Genomic DNA, 14729 nt, shown 5'->3' on the forward strand with positions numbered 1-14729 from the left:
CGAAGCCAAGATCGACAAAAAGGAACGGGTCAACGCGATAGGCTTCGCGATGTCGCGCTGGCAGGATGCCGTTGAAACGTTCGATGGGACCGTTGCCGAAATCTATGTGCTGAGCGCTGCCGAGCGCCGCTGTCTCGGCGCGATCAGTCACGGCCCGCGGCCGGCAAACGTCGTAGCGAGGGAGACAAATCTCACGCCGGCGGCGGTTACGACGTTGATTGACCGGCTGGAAAAGCGCGGCTTCGTCAGCCGCCAGCCGGATCCCGATGACAGGCGCAAGGTCATGGTCGCGGCGGGCACCGAGGAACTCGTCCGGCGCTGCTACCATCCGATCCTCGAGGCGGGCGACGCATTGCTGGAGAAATATTCGGCGGCCGAGATGCAGTTTTTGCTCGGCTTATCAAGAGGTCGAAGCGATGCAGAAGGCGCAGACCGAGAGGGTGCGCGGCAAAGCAAAACCGGTGCGTTGAGAGAAGGCATCGGAGGATGGTCCGGCGCAACGCCGGTCCGGTTTCAACTGTGTACTGTCAAGGAGACGCTATGCCCCGTATGATCTTCGTCAACTTGCCCGTCGCCGACCTCGCTGCGTCGATGGCCTTCTACAAAGCTCTCGGTTTCGACAACAACCCGCACTTCACCGACGACACCGCAGCCTGCATGGTGCTGAGCGAAACGATCAACGTCATGCTGCTCACCCATGCCAAATGGCGTCAGTTCACCGATCGCCCCATCCCGCCGGCCACCTCGAGCGAGGTCATGCTTGCCGTGTCCTGCGACAGCCGCGCGGCGGTCGATGCGATGAACGAGGCGGCGGCGAAAAATGGCGGCGCCGCCGACATCAACGCCCAGCAGGATTATGGCTTCATGTACAATCGCAGCCTGGCCGATCCTGACGGCCACGTCTGGGAAGCGATGTGGATGGACCCGGCCGCCATACCGCAGGGCGACGCCAAGCAAGGCTGAACCGGGTTTCGGCGGCCCGCCGGCCATGGGCAGGCCGCTTTTCCTAATGGGCAAGGCGAGCTTTTTCGAAGGTCAGGACGTGGTTTCGCAGCTTCGCACCGGCAAAACCGGTTGCGGAGCGGGAAACCATCGTCAGGGCGACCGCTTGACCGCGCGCCGCCGAATCCGCAAAGTGGGCGCAGTCGACCTTTGAGAGGCTGCCATGACTCGCTTTGCCAAATCCGCTCTTGCTGCCCTGATTTCGCTTTGCACGCCGCTGGCCGCACCCCTTGGCCAGCCAGCACAGGCCGCCGACCTTTCCGTCTATTCCGACGAGGACAGCGGCGTTTGCGGCGAGGCATGGGTGCTAAGCAAGATCTCCAGCCGCTTCTCCTACCAGGTGCATCACGTGCCGCATCTGCCGGATGTTTCGATCACCGATTTTCAACGCATCCACCAGCATCGCTATCTCCCGGCCAGCGAAGAATGGCCGATCGGCCGCCGCTATTGCGGCGCCACCGTCAGCCTTTCCGATGGCCGCGCCCGCACCATCTGGTACTTGATCGAGGAAGGCCAGGGTTTTGCCTCGATCGGCGACAATGTCGAATTCTGCGTCTCGGGCTTCGACCGCTGGATGGTCTACAACGGCCGCTGCCGCGTCCTGCGCTAAGGTCGGATAAGAACCGCCGTTGAACCTGCCATCTCCCCGCAAGGGGGAGATCTGATGTCGCTCCGGATTCGCCAATCTCCGAACTGCTGCCGCTGCCTCACACCGCCTTCCCACCAGATACGTAAGCGCAGATCAGCTCGACCAACTGCTTCTGCAGTTCCGGCGCGTCGAGCATGTCTCGCCGCGCGGCATTGTGGATGACGCCCTCGACCGCTGAGGACAGCACCCGGGCCACGGTCTCATTGTCCTTTCTGCGCCTGCGATATTGCGCCACCGCCGCCGTGTAGTGATCCAGATAGCGCGACTGGAACGAGGCATGGGCGGCGCGTGAGCCGCGATCGCCCGGCGCCTCGTCGAGCAGCACCTGATGCAGCGTCGGATGGATGCTGTGCGCATCGATCATGCCGCGCACCAGCTCCTGCGCGAATCGCTTGAGCGGCTTGTCGCCTTCTGCTGATTCGGCGATCACCGACAGCACCTGATCGAAATGTCGCCGGCGAATTGCTTCGACCAGCGACAGCTTGTCGGGAAAATATTGATAGAGCGAGCCGATGCTGACGCCGGCCGCATCGGCCACCTTGTTGGTGGTGAAGCCGGCCCAGCCGAGCGCGCTCAGAACATGAGCACCGGCTTCGATGAGCGCCTCGACCGTCGCTCTCGAACGCGCCTGGCGCGGCTGCTTGCGCATGCGTGAGCGCGGCTTTGCAATGCGAGTAGACATGTCTGCTCCAGCAGCCAAGAATATAGATAACATACTCACATTTTTTGCAAAGGATATAGACCATGGACGCGCTGGATTTGCTCCGCAGCCTCTTCGTTTATCAAGCCTGGGCGAACGGTGAATTGCTGGAGAAGCTTGCGGGCCTCGACCAGCAGGAGCATATCGATCAGAGCCACACGGCGACCCGTCTCATCAACCACAACCTTGTCGTATCGAAGATATTCGCCGCGCATCTTTCCGGCACGCGTCATGGCTATGCGTCCAACAACACCGAGGACACACCGGCACTCGATGAATTGAGCGCTGATGTCGCTGCGATGGATCGTTGGTATCTCGACTATATCGAAGCCGTCTCGCCAAAGCTCATGTCAGAGCCTGTGGCTTTCACCTTCACCGACGGCGACAGGGCGATGATGTCACGCCAGGAAATGCTGACACATGTCGTCACGCATGGCGGCTATCACCGCGGCGAGATCGGGCGGATCCTGATGCAGATCGGCATTGCGCCGCCGTGGGATACGTTTGCCGTCCACCTCCACCACGCCGAGCCTTCGCGCCGGCTGCAGGTGCGCGAGCGGTTGGCGCTTAGGGGCCTGCACCCCGTGGCTTCCAAGGGATCGCGGCTTCCCGGGAGGAGGATTCCCCGATCTTCGTTTCCCATTTCCGTTAGGCATCTCTTGCGCCGAAGCTGGCGATCTCCCTTCTCGTCTGGGAAACTCCGACACAACAGGCTGTCCCTTCAAGTGCTGTCTTTCCTGGCTTCCATCCAACCACTTTCGATATACGAGTAAAAAGCTCGCGTCTAGTTTAGTGCTGTTCCTGCAACCGTTGGGATGAAGCAAGATCAGCCTCTGCTGTGCGATGATTGTTGCCATCCGATAGGCCGCCGATGACCGCGTGAGATCGACGGCGTTGCAAGAGAATGTGAGCTTGACGAGAAGATCGTGTGAGTCGCGATATCAGAGATTTCTCTCGCAATAGTTCGCTGCGAAGCGGGAAGATTCTTTGCCGATTTCTGTGCCGATCATTGCGATCATGCTCTCAGCGTAACCGAAACTTAATCTGCAAAATTCTATGTAATGCTTCGCTGGCTAGATACGCACGAGTCAGATATGCATTAGCTCGCCGGGTCACTCACGGCCATCGGCACAAACGCAAGGGGCATCGCATGGCAAAGACCACGACGAAGGCGCCGGCGGCGAAAGCGCCGGCAAAGAAAGCGGCACCGAAAGCTGCCGCGAAACCTGCAGCAGTAAAGAAGGCAGCACCGAAGGCAGCGGCAAAGCCGGCCGCCAAGGCAGCGGCAAAGCCGGCAGCTAAGGCAGTTGCAAAACCCGCCGCCAAGGCAGCAGCGAAACCCGCCGCCAAGAAGCCGGCCGCCAAGGCTGTGGCGAAGCCTGCTGCGAAGGCAGCAGCCAAGCCCGCCGCCAAGAAGCCGGCAGCCAAGACAGCGGCAAAACCCGCCGCCAAGGCTCCGATGAAGGCCGCCGCCGCCAAGTCGACGGCAGCTGTGAAGAAGGCTGCACCGGCCAAAAAGCCAGCCGCCAAGAAGAAGTAACAGCGGACCATCTCAAAGCTCCCGGGAACTTTGCCGACTGGCAGATTCCCGGGAGCTTTTTTGTTGTGATTTAGGTCTTGTTTTGATGCATGTCGTTCTCTCGAAATTGACGCCACTTCTGTGAGACATGCATTGGCGATTTCATTGTCGGCGGATTGGCCGCCTGGTTTTGCCCTTCTGGCAGTTGCTCCCTCAGGGAAGATCGGCCAACACTAAGGCGGTCGCATCCGATGGGGTTCAGGCGACGCGCTCTAGACCTTTGTTTTACGCGCGTCGTTCTCAAGACCGGAGCCGCATTGTTGAGCGACATGCACTGGCCGTCCGAAAACAGGGAACCGATCATGCCGAAGCTGCTCTACGCGTCCTCATCCCCCTACAGTTCCAAGGTGCGCATGGCAGCACTCCATGCCGGCATTGCCGTCGAGCTGGTGCCGGTCAAGACCGAGGACAAGCCTGCTGAACTGATGTCAGCCAATCCTCTCGGCAAGATTCCGGTGCTGGTGCTCGACGACGGCCGCTCGATCCACGACAGCCGCGCCATCACCCAGCATCTCAACCGCGCTTCCAAGAGCCTGTTGTTGCCGCGCAATGCCGACAAGCGCCTCGAGGCCGAAGTGCTGGAGGCGCTGGCCGACGGCATATGCGACTGCGCGCTGTCGATGGTCTATGAGCGGCGCACGCGTCCGGAGGAGATGGTCTATCAACCCTGGCTCGATCGCCAGTGGACCAAGATCACCGCCGCACTCGATTTCCTCAACGCCAATCCGCCGAAGCTGCCGAAGAAGATCACGCTTGGCCAGCTGGCGTTGCGTGCCTGCCTCGGCTACCTCTCTCTGCGCTTCGCCGGCAAATGGGAAAAGGGCCGCGGCCGCCTGACCCGCTGGGCAGCGCGTTTCGATGAGAAGTTTCCGGGGCTGAAGGTGGCTGTGCCGGCCTGACGGGCGAAACAAAAAAAGCCGGGCGCGAGGCCCGGCTTTCTTGTGTCGTGGCTTGAACGACAGTTAGAACTTCATACCGACGCCGAAGGTGACGCGGTTGTCGCTCTCTTTGACCTTGGTGCCGACACTGTCGAAGCTCTTGGAACCGAAGTCGGTGTAGCGGTACTCGACACGGCCGAACACATTGTCGGTGATCTTGATGTCGGTGCCGACGCCGGCCGTCCAGCCGAGCATGGTGTTGCTGTCGCTGTCGCCGGGGACCGAGACCTTCTGGTTCTTCAGGGCGCCGCCGCCGGTGCCGTAGAGCAGGATTTCCGGGGTCACGGCGTAACCCAGACGGGCGCGCAGAGAGCCTTCGAAGCCGCCCTTGGAATTGACGCCGCCGCTGTCACCCTTGACGCCATTGTAGCCGAGATCGGCTTCAGCACCGTACACGAAGTTTTCCTGCTGCCACTGGTAGCCGCCGAAAACGCCGCCGACAAAGCCCTTGGTCTTGATGTCGGGGCCGCCGTCCTGGACTTTGGCATGACCGCTGAAGCCGTAGCCGGCGCTGAGACCGGCATACGGGCCGGCCCAGGAAGCGACGGGGAGCTCGGCGATCGGGGCCGGCGCCGGGGGCTCTTCCGAGACGACATCGGCAGCAAAAGCGGTACCGCTGAGGGCGAAGAGCCCGAGCGCAACCGCGAGCGGCGCGAATTTGAGATTGGTTTGCATTGTTGTTTACTCCTTAAGCCACAAGACACGTAGGCTTGTTTGTCCTGAGCGCCATCAACCCGTCCGGGGGGTGAAACGGATCTGGCACTCAACGGTTCCGAATGTCGTGTCAAAATGCGGCGGCAGCGAACCTGAAAATGGGTCATTCCCCGGCACGAATGAGGCCGAAGCTTGACGTTGCATCTTCGCAACAGCGAAATGTCAGTACGCAGGCGATGCTGCACTGCACTCGGCTTGGTGCAACGGGTTCAGCGTCCTATATTGCGGTCCTGCCGACCCGAATCCGGGGCGGTGCCGGCGGCGAAAAAGCCGTTTCGCCACATTCCTGCCCCAGGTGGAAACGGCATTTAACCCCTGGACGCGTCACAATGTGCCGCCAGCCGAATTGAGGCGCAGATTGAGGATTGACAGATGATCGAAGCCGCCGGAACGGCGCTGGTGACGGGCGGGGGGAAGCGGATCGGCAAGGCGATCGTCGAGGATCTGGCCGCGCACGGTTTTGCCGTCGCCATCCACGCCAACCGCTCGACCGCCGAGGCCGACGCGCTGGCTGCGAACATCAGGGACGGAGGCGGCCGCGCCGGCGCGGTAGCCGCCGATCTGACCGACATGGATGCGGTTGGCGATCTCGTCGGCCGCGCCGCGGCAGCGCTCGGCCCGGTCACGCTTCTTGTCAACAATGCGTCGCTGTTCGTCGACGATAGCGTCGAGGACTTCGACTGGGCGGCATGGGACCTTCACTTCGCCATCCATGTGAAGACGCCGGCGCTGTTGGCGCAAAACTTCGCCCGCGCCTTGCCGCAAGGGCAGGAGGGGCTGATCGTCAACATCATCGACCAGCGCGTCTGGCGGCCGACGCCGCGCTATTTCTCCTATGCGCTGTCGAAGTCGGCCCTGTGGACGCAGACCGAAATGCTGGCACAGGCGCTCGGTCCGCGCATCCGCGTCAACGCCATCGGTCCCGGTCCGGCGCTGAAGAATGCGCGCCAGGACGATGATGATTTCCAAAAGCAGGTCGATGGCCTGATTCTGAAGCGCGGCCCGCAATTGGCCGAATTCGGCGCCACCATCCGCTATCTCTGGGAGGCGCGCTCGGTGACCGGCCAGATGATCGCGCTCGACGGCGGCCAGCATCTTGCATGGCAGACGCCGGATGTGACAGGCATGGTGGAATGAGTCCCGCAGACCAGAAACACAAGACGCGCGCCGGCGCCGCCGACGATATGCCGCCTGACATCGAGCTTGAGGATGAAGCGGTCGAGGAGATCGTCGAGCCCGAGGCCACCGGGCCCGATGTCGCCTTCACAGCGATAGACTGGGCGCCGCATGCCGGCGACGCCGACGGCATGGTCGGCGCGGAGGTCATCCAGACATTGGTCAAGCGGCTGCCCAATGCGCCCGGCGTCTACCGCATGATGAACGCTGCCGGCGACGTGCTTTATGTCGGCAAGGCGCGCAGCCTGAAGAAGCGGGTGACCAACTACGCGCAAGGCCGGTTCCACACCGCCCGCATCGGCCGCATGGTGCGCGAGACATCGACGATGGAGTTCGTCGTCACCCGCACCGAAATCGAAGCGCTGCTGCTCGAGGCCAATCTCATCAAGCGCTTGCGGCCGCGTTTTAATGTGCTGATGCGGGACGACAAGTCGTTCCCTTACATCCTGTTGACCGGCGATCACGTCTCGCCCGGCATCTACAAGCATCGCGGTGCGCGCTCGCGCAAGGGCGACTATTTCGGACCTTTTGCGTCGGCCGGCGCGGTCGGGCGCACCATCAATTCGCTGCAGCGCGCCTTCCTGCTCAGGAGCTGCACCAACTCCTTTTACGAAAACCGCACCCGGCCGTGCCTGCTCTACCAGATCAAGCGCTGTGCCGGTCCATGTACCGGGGAGATCTCGCATAGCGACTATGCCGAGCTGGTCAGCGAGGCGAAGGATTTTCTGTCGGGCCGCAGCCAGAAGGTGAAGACCGAAATCTCTGCCGCCATGCAGCAGGCCTCGCAGGAGCTCGATTTCGAGCGCGCCGCCATTTATCGCGACCGGTTGGCTGCACTGTCCCATGTGCAGAGCCATCAGGGCATCAACCCGGCCACGGTCGACGAGGCCGATGTCTTTGCCATCCATCAGGAGGGCGGCCAGGTCTGTATCCAGGTGTTTTTCTTCCGCACCGGCCAGAACTGGGGCAACCGCGCCTATTTCCCCAAGGCCGATCCGGCACTGGAGGGGGCGGAAGTGCTGGGCTCGTTCCTGGCGCAGTTCTATGACGACAAGCCGACGCCACGGAACATCCTTCTGTCGCGAGGCGTCCAGGATCAGGAACTGTTGGCCGAAGCGCTGTCCACCCGCGCCGGCCGTAAAGTGTCGATCTCGGTGCCGCAGCGCGGCGAGAAGAAGGATTTGACCGACAACGCGCTGCAGAATGCCCGCGAGGCGCTCGGCCGCCGCCTGGCCGAAACCTCCACGCAAGGCCGGCTGCTCGCCGGCTTTGCCGAGACCTTCGGCCTGCCGAAGCCGCCGGTGCGCATCGAGGTCTATGACAATTCGCATATTATGGGCACCAACGCCGTTGGCGCCATGGTCGTCGCCGGGCCGGAAGGGTTTGTGAAGAACCAGTACCGCAAATTCAACATCCGCTCGACCGAGATCACGCCCGGTGACGATTTCGGCATGATGCGCGAGGTGATGGAACGGCGCTTTTCGCGGCTGCTGAAGGAACATGGCGATGTCGTTCCCGACGACGCGGCAGCCGGTGGAGCAGGCGACGACATCGAGGAAGACATCTCCGGCAGCTTCCCGGCCTGGCCGGACGTCATCCTGATCGATGGCGGCCAGGGCCAGATGAGCGCGGTGCGCAAGATCCTCGCCGACCTCGGCATCGAGGATCGCGTGGCGGCCATCGGCATCGCCAAGGGCCAAGACCGCGATGCCGGCCGCGAGCGTTTTTTCGTCAGAGGCAGGGACTCGTTTTCACTCCCCGTGCGGGATCCCGTGCTCTATTTCGTCCAGCGGCTGCGCGACGAGGTCCATCGCTTCGCCATCGGTTCGCACCGCGCGCGGCGCAAGAAGGAATTGGTCAAGAGCCCGCTCGACGAGATCGCCGGCATCGGTCCCGGTCGCAAGCGCGCGCTGCTGCTGGCCTTCGGCACTGCCAAGGCGGTCAGCCGCGCGGCAGTCGAGGATCTGGTCAAGGTCGACGGTATTTCAGAGCAGGTCGCCAAGCTCGTCTACAATCATTTCCATGAGAGCTGAGCGCCGGTGACGCCGCTGTCCCGATCAAATGGCAGCAGCCGTTCTTTTCTCGCAGGCCACGCGAATCCCGGCAATCGCGCGCTATTTTCGTCTGGCCAATCGAATCTCGCCTGTTGACCCCCTACATCCGGTTCTGATTTGAGTACGCAGGCAGAAAGAGTCCCTGAGATATGGCCAAGCGCGCGTTCAACCTTCCCAACATGCTTACCTACGCCCGCATCGTCGCGGTGCCGCTGGTGGTGCTGTGCTTTTTTCTCGAGGGGCATCTGAAATCGAGCGACTTCGCCCGCTGGTCGGCGTTGATCATCTTCCTGCTGGCTTCGATCACCGACTATCTCGACGGCTATCTGGCGCGCGCCTGGCAGCAGACGTCCAACATCGGCAAGATGCTGGACCCGATCGCCGACAAACTGCTGGTCGCCACCTGCCTGCTGCTGCTCGCCGCCGACACCGACCGCCATGCCGGCATCGCAGGCTGGTCGCTGTGGGCGGCAATCATCATCCTGTGCCGCGAAATCCTGGTTTCGGGGCTGCGCGAATATTTGGCGGCATTGAAAGTCTCGGTGCCGGTGACGCAGCTGGCCAAATGGAAGACCGCCATCCAGATGGTCGCCATCGCCTTCCTGCTGGCTGGGCCTGCCGGCGACAAGATCTTCCCGCTGACCACGCAGACCGGACTGGTGCTGCTGTGGATCGCAGCCCTCGTCACGCTCTACACCGGCTACGACTATTTCCGCGCCGGCCTCAAGCACATCATGGACGAGTGAGATGATCACCCGGCTCATTTATTTCGCCTGGGTGCGCGAACGGATCGGCAAGCCGGAAGAGGATGTCGAACTGCCCGCCGGTATCGAGACGGTGGCCGACCTCCTGCGCTGGCTGAAATCGCGTGGCGAGGAATATGAGCACGCGCTGCAATATCCTGATGTGATCCGCGTCGCCATCAACCAGGAACATGTCGAGCATCGCGAGAAGATAGCCGGCGCGCGCGAGATCGCGCTGTTTCCGCCGATGACCGGGGGCTGACACCATGTCCGGCGCGCCGACGGTGCGCATCCAGCGCGACGATTTCGACGTTGCCGCCGAGATCGCGAAACTGACCGGGGGTCGCGCCGACATCGGCGCCGTAGTGTCCTTCTCAGGACTTTGCCGCGACGAGCAGGGCCAGCTGTCGGCGCTGGAACTCGAGCACTATCCAGGCATGGCCGAGGCCGAAATCAGCCGGATCGCCGGCGAGGCGCTTCAGCGCTGGCCGTTGCAAGGCCTGACCGTCATCCACCGCCACGGCAAGATCGCACCGGGCGAAAACATCGTGCTGGTGGTGGCGGCGTCGTCACACCGGCAGGCGGCGTTCGAGGCGGCGAATTTCCTGATGGATTTCCTGAAATCGCGTGCGCCTTTCTGGAAGAAGGAGCACCGCGTGGACGGCAGCGATGGCGGCTGGGTCGAGGCCAAGGACGCCGACGACCAGGCTGCGGCGCGCTGGAAGGCGCGGCCCGAATAAATCTCGGCGCAGCCATGTATTGACCGCATTCCCTTGGCCAAATCGCATCGGCAAAAAGGGAGCAAGGGCATGCTGGACAGGATCGCCGAATTCTTCGTCTTCGGTTTTGTGCCGCTGGTTATCGGCGTTCTGGCCGTTCCCGAGCCTTCCGTCGCCGCCGAGAAAACCCTGAAGGGCGAGGTGATGTATCGCGAGCGCATCGCGCTGCCGCCCAACGCCGTGCTGTCGATTCAACTTGCCGATGTATCGCTGGCCGATGCGCCGGCCGCCATTGTCGGCGAGCGCAAGGTAGCGCCGGCCGGCCAGGTGCCGATCAAGTTCGAAATCAGCTTCGATCCAACGGTGATCCGGCCCAACATGACCTATGCGCTGCAGGCGCGCATCACCGCCGACGACAAGCTGCTGTTCGTTACGGACTCGCGCTATCAGGTCGATCCGCTCAGCGACGCGCCGCAGCCCATTGTGCTGAAAATGGTGGCGCCGAGCGACAAGCCGACCTCGGCCTCGCTGTTCGGCCAGAGCTGGCTGGTCGAGTATATCGACGGTATCGGCGTGATTTCGGAGCCGCAGGCGACGTTCCGGGTCAGCGAAGCCGGCAAGGCCGGCGGCAGCGGCCCGTGCAACGCCTATTTCGCCACCGCCAAGGTCGATGGCGAGACCATCGTCATCAGCGACATCGGCTCGACCTACAAGGCCTGCGCGCCGGAGATCATGGCCGAGGAAAAGGCGCTGTTCGAGGCGCTCGCCAAGGCGGCGTCATACCGTGTCGATGGCGGCAAGCTGATCATCGCCGACAAGGACGGCCGTGACATTTTGCGATTTAACGCAGCGAGTTGATCACGGGCAGCAACGAAAAAGGCCGGCAATGAGCCGGCCTTGTCGATTCAAAGCTGATGGTCGGCTCAGCCGACGATCTCGGTGTCGGAGAACCAGTACTTGATCTCCTGCGCGGCGGTTTCCGGCGCGTCGGAGCCGTGCACGGAATTCTCGCCGATTGACAGCGCGTGCACCTTGCGGATGGTGCCTTCGGCGGCGTTGGCGGGGTTGGTCGCGCCCATCACTTCGCGGTTGCGGGCAATGGCGTTTTCGCCTTCCAGCACCTGCACGATGGTCGGCGCCGACGACATGAATTCCACCAGTTCGCCGAAGAACGGACGATCCTTGTGGACGGCGTAAAAGCCTTCGGCCTCGCGGCGGCTCATCCACACGCGACGCGAGGCAATGACGCGCAGGCCGGCCTCTTCCAGCATCCTGGTGATGGCGCCGGTAAGATTGCGCCGGGTCGCGTCCGGCTTGATCATGGAAAAGGTGCGTTCGAGCGCCATGGGGTCGTCCTTGTCTTGAGATGGAAAGTCTTGAGATCGGAATGTGGAGTGGCGGGCTCTATACAAGCCGCCCGGCCCATTGCCAAGGGGAGGCGCCCCGGCAGCGTTATTCGACCGCGACCGCCCGCATGGCTGTTCGCAACGCTCTGGTCAAAGGCAAGGCTTTGCGGGAAAATGGCGATTGCGCAGGCACGCACGGTTTCGAAGGGAAATCAGCGGAACGGAAAGACATCGGACCATGTTTGACGGGACGCGCTGGCCCTACCACCACCTCAGGCCGGGCGACATAAAAGGGAGCCTATTGACTATCGGCATTTTTGCTGCCGTGGGCCTTGTTCTGCTGCTCTTTCTGGGTCGCCGCACAGATACGAACTTCGGCTTCGGCCCCGAATGGCAATGCACGCCGATGCCGAAGGGCGACCCGATCTGCGTCAAGCTGGTCGGCAAAGACGGCGCGAAGTGACTGTCAGTATCACTACCGCCTGATAACAACGGGCGGCCGCCGGCGCTCCCAGCCCTCGCGCTCCAGCGTCGGCATCTCATGCTCCTCGCTGGGATAGCCGAGGCAGAAATAGCCGATCAGCGTCCATTCGGGCGGCGTGTCGAGAATCTCGGCCATCTCGGCCGCATCGAGGATCGACACCCAACCCATGCCGATGCCTTCCGCCCGCGCCGCCAACCACAGCGTGTGCACCGCCATGACGGCCGAATAGTCGATGGTTGCCGGCATCGTCATGCGGCCGAGCCCATGGCCTTGTTGCGTTGTCCTATCGGCGAAAACCGCGAACTGGCAGGGCGCTTCACTGAGACCGGCGAGCTTCAGCCGGGCATAGAGCGCGGCGCGCTCGCCCGAAAAGCATGCCAGCGCCTCGGCATTGCAGCGCTCGAAACAGTCTCTCACCGCGCCCCGCCGCTCGGCGCTGTCGACCACCACGAAGCGCCACGGCTGGCTGAGACCGACGGACGGCGCGATGCTGGCAAGCTCCAGCAGCCGCTCCAGCGTACCCTCGGGCAAAGCCGTCCGCTCGAAGCGCCGCACATCCCGGCGCCAGCGCAGCAGCGTGACCAGCCCGGCGCGAAAATCATCGGTGAAATCGGGGGGTGGTGGCATGGCGATCAGGAGACTTGTGTGGGGAATAGGCAGTAGGCAGTAGGCAGTAGGCAGTAGGCAGTAGGCAGTAGGCAGTAGGCAGTACAGCGCTCGGACCCTATTGCCTACTGCCTATTCTCTAAGCTGCTGCCGCCGCCTCCTTCCAGCAATGCGGGCTGAACGGACGGGTCGCGTCGTGTCCGACGAGTTCATTGAACAGAATGGTCATTGGCGGCTGCGCCCTCGCGGTCTAATTAGTCGCCTGCGGCTGAAGCGGAACTCGTCGGCGGGAAAAAGATGAAACAGCATTTCATGATGTTCGCGGCCTACAATCAATGGGCCAATGGCCGCATCTACGATGCCGTCGCCGCACTTGAGGAAGAAGAGTTCAACCGCGATGTCGGCGCATTTTTCGGCTCGATGATGGGCACGCTCAACCATCTGCTGGCCACCGACCGCATCTGGATGAAACGCTTCACCGGCGAGGGCGACGCGCCGGCAAAACTCGACGCCATCCTGCACCGCGCGTTGCCTGGCTTGAAGCTGGCGCGTGAGGCCGAGGACAGGCGGATCGTCGACTGGGTCGGCGGTTTGACCGAAAAGGCTTTGTCCGGCCGCTTCTCCTACATGACCGTTTCCGACATGCGCACCGTCTCGCAGCGGCTGGCGCCGGCGCTGGGACACGTCTTCAACCACCAGACCCATCACCGCGGCCAGGCGCACGCCATCCTGACCATTCTCGGCCGGCCTTCGGTGCAGCTCGACCTAGCCTTTTTCCAACGCACCGACGAAGGCCGCGCCTACGCCTGATCTCCTGACCGCGCTTCCCGTTTAAACGCACGGGAGCGTTACCGGTACATTTGCGCCGACCATCCATCCCCGACGCCAGCTCTGAATTCCAGCCGGGTTGTGAGGACCCTGTCGGCACAACGCTGCCCGGTGACGGGGCCAGGTGGCTGGGCTGTCGGTGGCCCGCCTTTTGTGGGCCTTCGGCTCCAGGCCGCCGCAGCCACAACCCGCTCCAACTCCGGTGGAATTTCTGTTTAGAGAATTAAACAAAGTTTAAATGTTGAAGCAAAAACATATTTTTTTTTAGCAGACCAGTGCACGCCTTGAGAACTACAATCCTTATTCTTGGAAAAAATAAAGAAACTATAAGGAAGACTCGTGCGTAGCTGTGAGTGCATAAGCATATGTCTGCTTTGGTTTGCTGGCATGTTGCAATGCACAAAGCAGAACGGCAACAAGGAGAGTGTCATGGTTAATATCACTCAAAAAATCGCTAGAACACTGGCGGCGGGTGCAATTATCGTCATTTTTGCCGCTCCCGCGAATGCAGGCGGCGGAATTGGCGTCGGTGTCGGCGCATCTATCGGCGGTGCTGGCGGCATCAATGCCGGTGTTGGCGCTTCGATCGGCGGCAGCGGCGGGGTCAAGGCCGGTGCCGGCGCCTCGGTTGGCGGCAGCGGCGGTATCAAGGCGGGTGCTGGCGCAACGGTCGGCGGCAATAGCGGCGTTACTGCGGGCCTCGGCGCCTCAGTCGGCGGTAGCAGCGGCATCAAGGCCGGCGCTGGCGCGACGGTCGGCGGAGCCGGTGGCATCAAGGCCGGTGTTGGGGCCACGGTCGGCGGCAGCGGAGGTATCAATGCCGGTGTCGGCGTCAACGTCGGCAGCGGCATCAACGTCGGCGTCGGCGTCGGCATTGGCGGAACGCCGGGCACGCCCGGTACGCCCGGTACCCCCGGCACTCCAGGAACTCCTGGAACACCAGGCACCCCTGGGACACCCGGTGTCGTCGCCAGCATGTCGAACAGCCAGCTGACACGTATGAAGAAGCGCTGCGTCGATGTGCTCGCCAGCGAGGGCACCTACGACAGCGATCTGCGGCAGCTATGCCTTATGATCTCGCGTCGCTGAGACAGGTTTCGCCGGGAGTGTCGAACCAGCCGTGAGGCTTTACGGCACTCTCCTACCGCATGGCCCAGACTTCCCGAGGGACATGCGCTGACGAGAAGCCTC

At 62.5% G+C, this 14729-nt stretch carries 19 protein-coding genes and 1 pseudogene; 15 read left to right on the forward strand and 5 right to left on the reverse strand.

The genetic code is table 11. The features are described from left to right. Positions 1 to 49: 49 nt before the first annotated feature. The 3 genes from NLY37_RS03240 to NLY37_RS03250 all read left to right on the forward strand — a co-directional run bounded on the left by NLY37_RS03240 (position 50) and on the right by NLY37_RS03250 (position 1612). A complete protein-coding gene (locus tag NLY37_RS03240) occupies positions 50 to 553 on the forward strand; it encodes a MarR family winged helix-turn-helix transcriptional regulator (protein WP_023705343.1) in 504 nt (167 codons plus the stop codon). Further along, complete coding sequence (locus NLY37_RS03245) at positions 541 to 963, forward strand: VOC family protein (RefSeq protein ID WP_023684718.1); 423 nt, start codon at positions 541 to 543, stop codon at positions 961 to 963. The genes NLY37_RS03240 and NLY37_RS03245 overlap by 13 nt, the downstream gene beginning before the upstream one ends. A 202-nt stretch (positions 964 to 1165) precedes the next feature. Then, a complete protein-coding gene (locus NLY37_RS03250) occupies positions 1166 to 1612 on the forward strand; it encodes a hypothetical protein (RefSeq protein WP_023673457.1) in 447 nt (148 codons plus the stop codon). Between the two features lie 97 nt (positions 1613 to 1709). On the opposite strand, the gene NLY37_RS03255 is transcribed toward NLY37_RS03250, so the two are convergent. Then, complete coding sequence (locus tag NLY37_RS03255) at positions 1710 to 2333, reverse strand: TetR family transcriptional regulator (protein ID WP_031198064.1); 624 nt, start codon at positions 2331 to 2333, stop codon at positions 1710 to 1712. Positions 2334 to 2395: 62 nt separating this feature from the next. Between NLY37_RS03255 and NLY37_RS03260 the strand changes: the two genes are divergently transcribed. The 3 genes from NLY37_RS03260 to NLY37_RS03270 all read left to right on the forward strand — a co-directional run bounded on the left by NLY37_RS03260 (position 2396) and on the right by NLY37_RS03270 (position 4829). Beyond that, a complete protein-coding gene (locus tag NLY37_RS03260; RefSeq protein ID WP_023742330.1) occupies positions 2396 to 3124 on the forward strand; it encodes a DinB family protein in 729 nt (242 codons plus the stop codon). Between the two features lie 377 nt (positions 3125 to 3501). After that, positions 3502 to 3891, forward strand: coding sequence for a hypothetical protein (locus NLY37_RS03265; protein ID WP_023742331.1), 390 nt, complete (start codon positions 3502 to 3504; stop codon positions 3889 to 3891). A 341-nt stretch (positions 3892 to 4232) separates the two neighbouring features. Then, positions 4233 to 4829, forward strand: coding sequence for a glutathione S-transferase family protein (locus tag NLY37_RS03270; RefSeq protein ID WP_023689091.1), 597 nt, complete (start codon positions 4233 to 4235; stop codon positions 4827 to 4829). 63 nt (positions 4830 to 4892) lie between these two features. Here NLY37_RS03270 and NLY37_RS03275 read toward each other — a convergent pair whose 3' ends face one another. Beyond that, the gene (locus NLY37_RS03275) at positions 4893 to 5543 is read right to left on the reverse strand and encodes an outer membrane protein (protein ID WP_023673452.1); all 651 of its coding nucleotides are present in this window, start codon (positions 5541 to 5543) and stop codon (positions 4893 to 4895) included. Positions 5544 to 5954: 411 nt separating this feature from the next. Between NLY37_RS03275 and NLY37_RS03280 the strand changes: the two genes are divergently transcribed. The 6 genes from NLY37_RS03280 to NLY37_RS03305 all read left to right on the forward strand — a co-directional run bounded on the left by NLY37_RS03280 (position 5955) and on the right by NLY37_RS03305 (position 11132). Next, the gene (locus NLY37_RS03280) at positions 5955 to 6719 is read left to right on the forward strand and encodes an SDR family oxidoreductase (RefSeq protein WP_023742332.1); all 765 of its coding nucleotides are present in this window, start codon (positions 5955 to 5957) and stop codon (positions 6717 to 6719) included. Continuing rightward, positions 6716 to 8791 carry an excinuclease ABC subunit UvrC gene (uvrC, locus tag NLY37_RS03285; protein WP_023689090.1) on the forward strand — a complete coding sequence of 692 codons (2076 nt, stop codon included), beginning with the start codon at positions 6716 to 6718 and terminating at the stop codon, positions 8789 to 8791. Before NLY37_RS03280 ends, uvrC begins: the two co-directional genes overlap by 4 nt. Positions 8792 to 8961: 170 nt before the next feature. After that, positions 8962 to 9558, forward strand: coding sequence for a CDP-diacylglycerol--glycerol-3-phosphate 3-phosphatidyltransferase (gene pgsA, locus NLY37_RS03290; protein WP_023673449.1), 597 nt, complete (start codon positions 8962 to 8964; stop codon positions 9556 to 9558). A 1-nt stretch (position 9559) separates the two neighbouring features. Then, entirely contained in the window at positions 9560 to 9817 is a 258-nt protein-coding gene (gene moaD / locus NLY37_RS03295) for a molybdopterin converting factor subunit 1 (RefSeq protein ID WP_023673448.1), read from the forward strand. A 4-nt stretch (positions 9818 to 9821) separates the two neighbouring features. Further along, positions 9822 to 10295 carry a molybdenum cofactor biosynthesis protein MoaE gene (locus NLY37_RS03300; protein ID WP_023742333.1) on the forward strand — a complete coding sequence of 158 codons (474 nt, stop codon included), beginning with the start codon at positions 9822 to 9824 and terminating at the stop codon, positions 10293 to 10295. 69 nt (positions 10296 to 10364) lie between these two features. Beyond that, entirely contained in the window at positions 10365 to 11132 is a 768-nt protein-coding gene (locus NLY37_RS03305; protein WP_023742334.1) for a YbaY family lipoprotein, read from the forward strand. Positions 11133 to 11197: 65 nt separating this feature from the next. Here the strand turns inward: NLY37_RS03305 and ndk are convergent, their stop codons facing one another. Continuing rightward, positions 11198 to 11620, reverse strand: a complete 423-nt coding sequence (gene ndk / locus NLY37_RS03310; RefSeq protein WP_023701900.1) for a nucleoside-diphosphate kinase — start codon at positions 11618 to 11620, stop codon at positions 11198 to 11200. A 238-nt stretch (positions 11621 to 11858) separates the two neighbouring features. Between ndk and NLY37_RS03315 the strand changes: the two genes are divergently transcribed. Then, the gene (locus NLY37_RS03315) at positions 11859 to 12083 is read left to right on the forward strand and encodes a hypothetical protein (RefSeq protein WP_156933958.1); all 225 of its coding nucleotides are present in this window, start codon (positions 11859 to 11861) and stop codon (positions 12081 to 12083) included. A 12-nt stretch (positions 12084 to 12095) separates the two neighbouring features. On the opposite strand, the gene bluB is transcribed toward NLY37_RS03315, so the two are convergent. After that, positions 12096 to 12731, reverse strand: a complete 636-nt coding sequence (gene bluB, locus NLY37_RS03320) for a 5,6-dimethylbenzimidazole synthase (protein ID WP_023684733.1) — start codon at positions 12729 to 12731, stop codon at positions 12096 to 12098. A 121-nt stretch (positions 12732 to 12852) separates the two neighbouring features. Then, positions 12853 to 12939 (reverse strand): annotated as a pseudogene (locus NLY37_RS30900) (glutathione S-transferase family protein); the annotation flags it as partial. Positions 12940 to 13007: 68 nt separating this feature from the next. Here NLY37_RS30900 and NLY37_RS03330 point away from each other — a divergent pair. After that, the gene (locus NLY37_RS03330; protein ID WP_023684734.1) at positions 13008 to 13520 is read left to right on the forward strand and encodes a DinB family protein; all 513 of its coding nucleotides are present in this window, start codon (positions 13008 to 13010) and stop codon (positions 13518 to 13520) included. Positions 13521 to 13967: 447 nt separating this feature from the next. Beyond that, positions 13968 to 14627 carry a hypothetical protein gene (locus tag NLY37_RS03335; RefSeq protein WP_023684735.1) on the forward strand — a complete coding sequence of 220 codons (660 nt, stop codon included), beginning with the start codon at positions 13968 to 13970 and terminating at the stop codon, positions 14625 to 14627. Positions 14628 to 14729 lie beyond the last annotated feature (102 nt).

The organism is Mesorhizobium sp. C395A, from assembly GCF_030323205.1.
Lineage (GTDB): Bacteria > Pseudomonadota > Alphaproteobacteria > Rhizobiales > Rhizobiaceae > Mesorhizobium.

What these genes read in the sequence shown, in the direction of transcription:
- NLY37_RS03240 (WP_023705343.1), top strand. Translation starts at nt 50, where the DNA reads ATGTCGCGCTGGCAGGATGCCGTTGAAACGTTCGATGGGACCGTTGCC.
- NLY37_RS03245 (WP_023684718.1), top strand. Translation starts at nt 541, where the DNA reads ATGCCCCGTATGATCTTCGTCAACTTGCCCGTCGCCGACCTCGCTGCG.
- NLY37_RS03250 (WP_023673457.1), top strand. Translation starts at nt 1,166, where the DNA reads ATGACTCGCTTTGCCAAATCCGCTCTTGCTGCCCTGATTTCGCTTTGC.
- NLY37_RS03255 (WP_031198064.1), bottom strand. Translation starts at nt 2,333, where the DNA reads ATGTCTACTCGCATTGCAAAGCCGCGCTCACGCATGCGCAAGCAGCCG.
- NLY37_RS03260 (WP_023742330.1), top strand. Translation starts at nt 2,396, where the DNA reads ATGGACGCGCTGGATTTGCTCCGCAGCCTCTTCGTTTATCAAGCCTGG.
- NLY37_RS03265 (WP_023742331.1), top strand. Translation starts at nt 3,502, where the DNA reads ATGGCAAAGACCACGACGAAGGCGCCGGCGGCGAAAGCGCCGGCAAAG.
- NLY37_RS03270 (WP_023689091.1), top strand. Translation starts at nt 4,233, where the DNA reads ATGCCGAAGCTGCTCTACGCGTCCTCATCCCCCTACAGTTCCAAGGTG.
- NLY37_RS03275 (WP_023673452.1), bottom strand. Translation starts at nt 5,543, where the DNA reads ATGCAAACCAATCTCAAATTCGCGCCGCTCGCGGTTGCGCTCGGGCTC.
- NLY37_RS03280 (WP_023742332.1), top strand. Translation starts at nt 5,955, where the DNA reads ATGATCGAAGCCGCCGGAACGGCGCTGGTGACGGGCGGGGGGAAGCGG.
- uvrC (WP_023689090.1), top strand. Translation starts at nt 6,716, where the DNA reads ATGAGTCCCGCAGACCAGAAACACAAGACGCGCGCCGGCGCCGCCGAC.
- pgsA (WP_023673449.1), top strand. Translation starts at nt 8,962, where the DNA reads ATGGCCAAGCGCGCGTTCAACCTTCCCAACATGCTTACCTACGCCCGC.
- moaD (WP_023673448.1), top strand. Translation starts at nt 9,560, where the DNA reads ATGATCACCCGGCTCATTTATTTCGCCTGGGTGCGCGAACGGATCGGC.
- NLY37_RS03300 (WP_023742333.1), top strand. Translation starts at nt 9,822, where the DNA reads ATGTCCGGCGCGCCGACGGTGCGCATCCAGCGCGACGATTTCGACGTT.
- NLY37_RS03305 (WP_023742334.1), top strand. Translation starts at nt 10,365, where the DNA reads ATGCTGGACAGGATCGCCGAATTCTTCGTCTTCGGTTTTGTGCCGCTG.
- ndk (WP_023701900.1), bottom strand. Translation starts at nt 11,620, where the DNA reads ATGGCGCTCGAACGCACCTTTTCCATGATCAAGCCGGACGCGACCCGG.
- NLY37_RS03315 (WP_156933958.1), top strand. Translation starts at nt 11,859, where the DNA reads ATGTTTGACGGGACGCGCTGGCCCTACCACCACCTCAGGCCGGGCGAC.
- bluB (WP_023684733.1), bottom strand. Translation starts at nt 12,731, where the DNA reads ATGCCACCACCCCCCGATTTCACCGATGATTTTCGCGCCGGGCTGGTC.
- NLY37_RS03330 (WP_023684734.1), top strand. Translation starts at nt 13,008, where the DNA reads ATGAAACAGCATTTCATGATGTTCGCGGCCTACAATCAATGGGCCAAT.
- NLY37_RS03335 (WP_023684735.1), top strand. Translation starts at nt 13,968, where the DNA reads ATGGTTAATATCACTCAAAAAATCGCTAGAACACTGGCGGCGGGTGCA.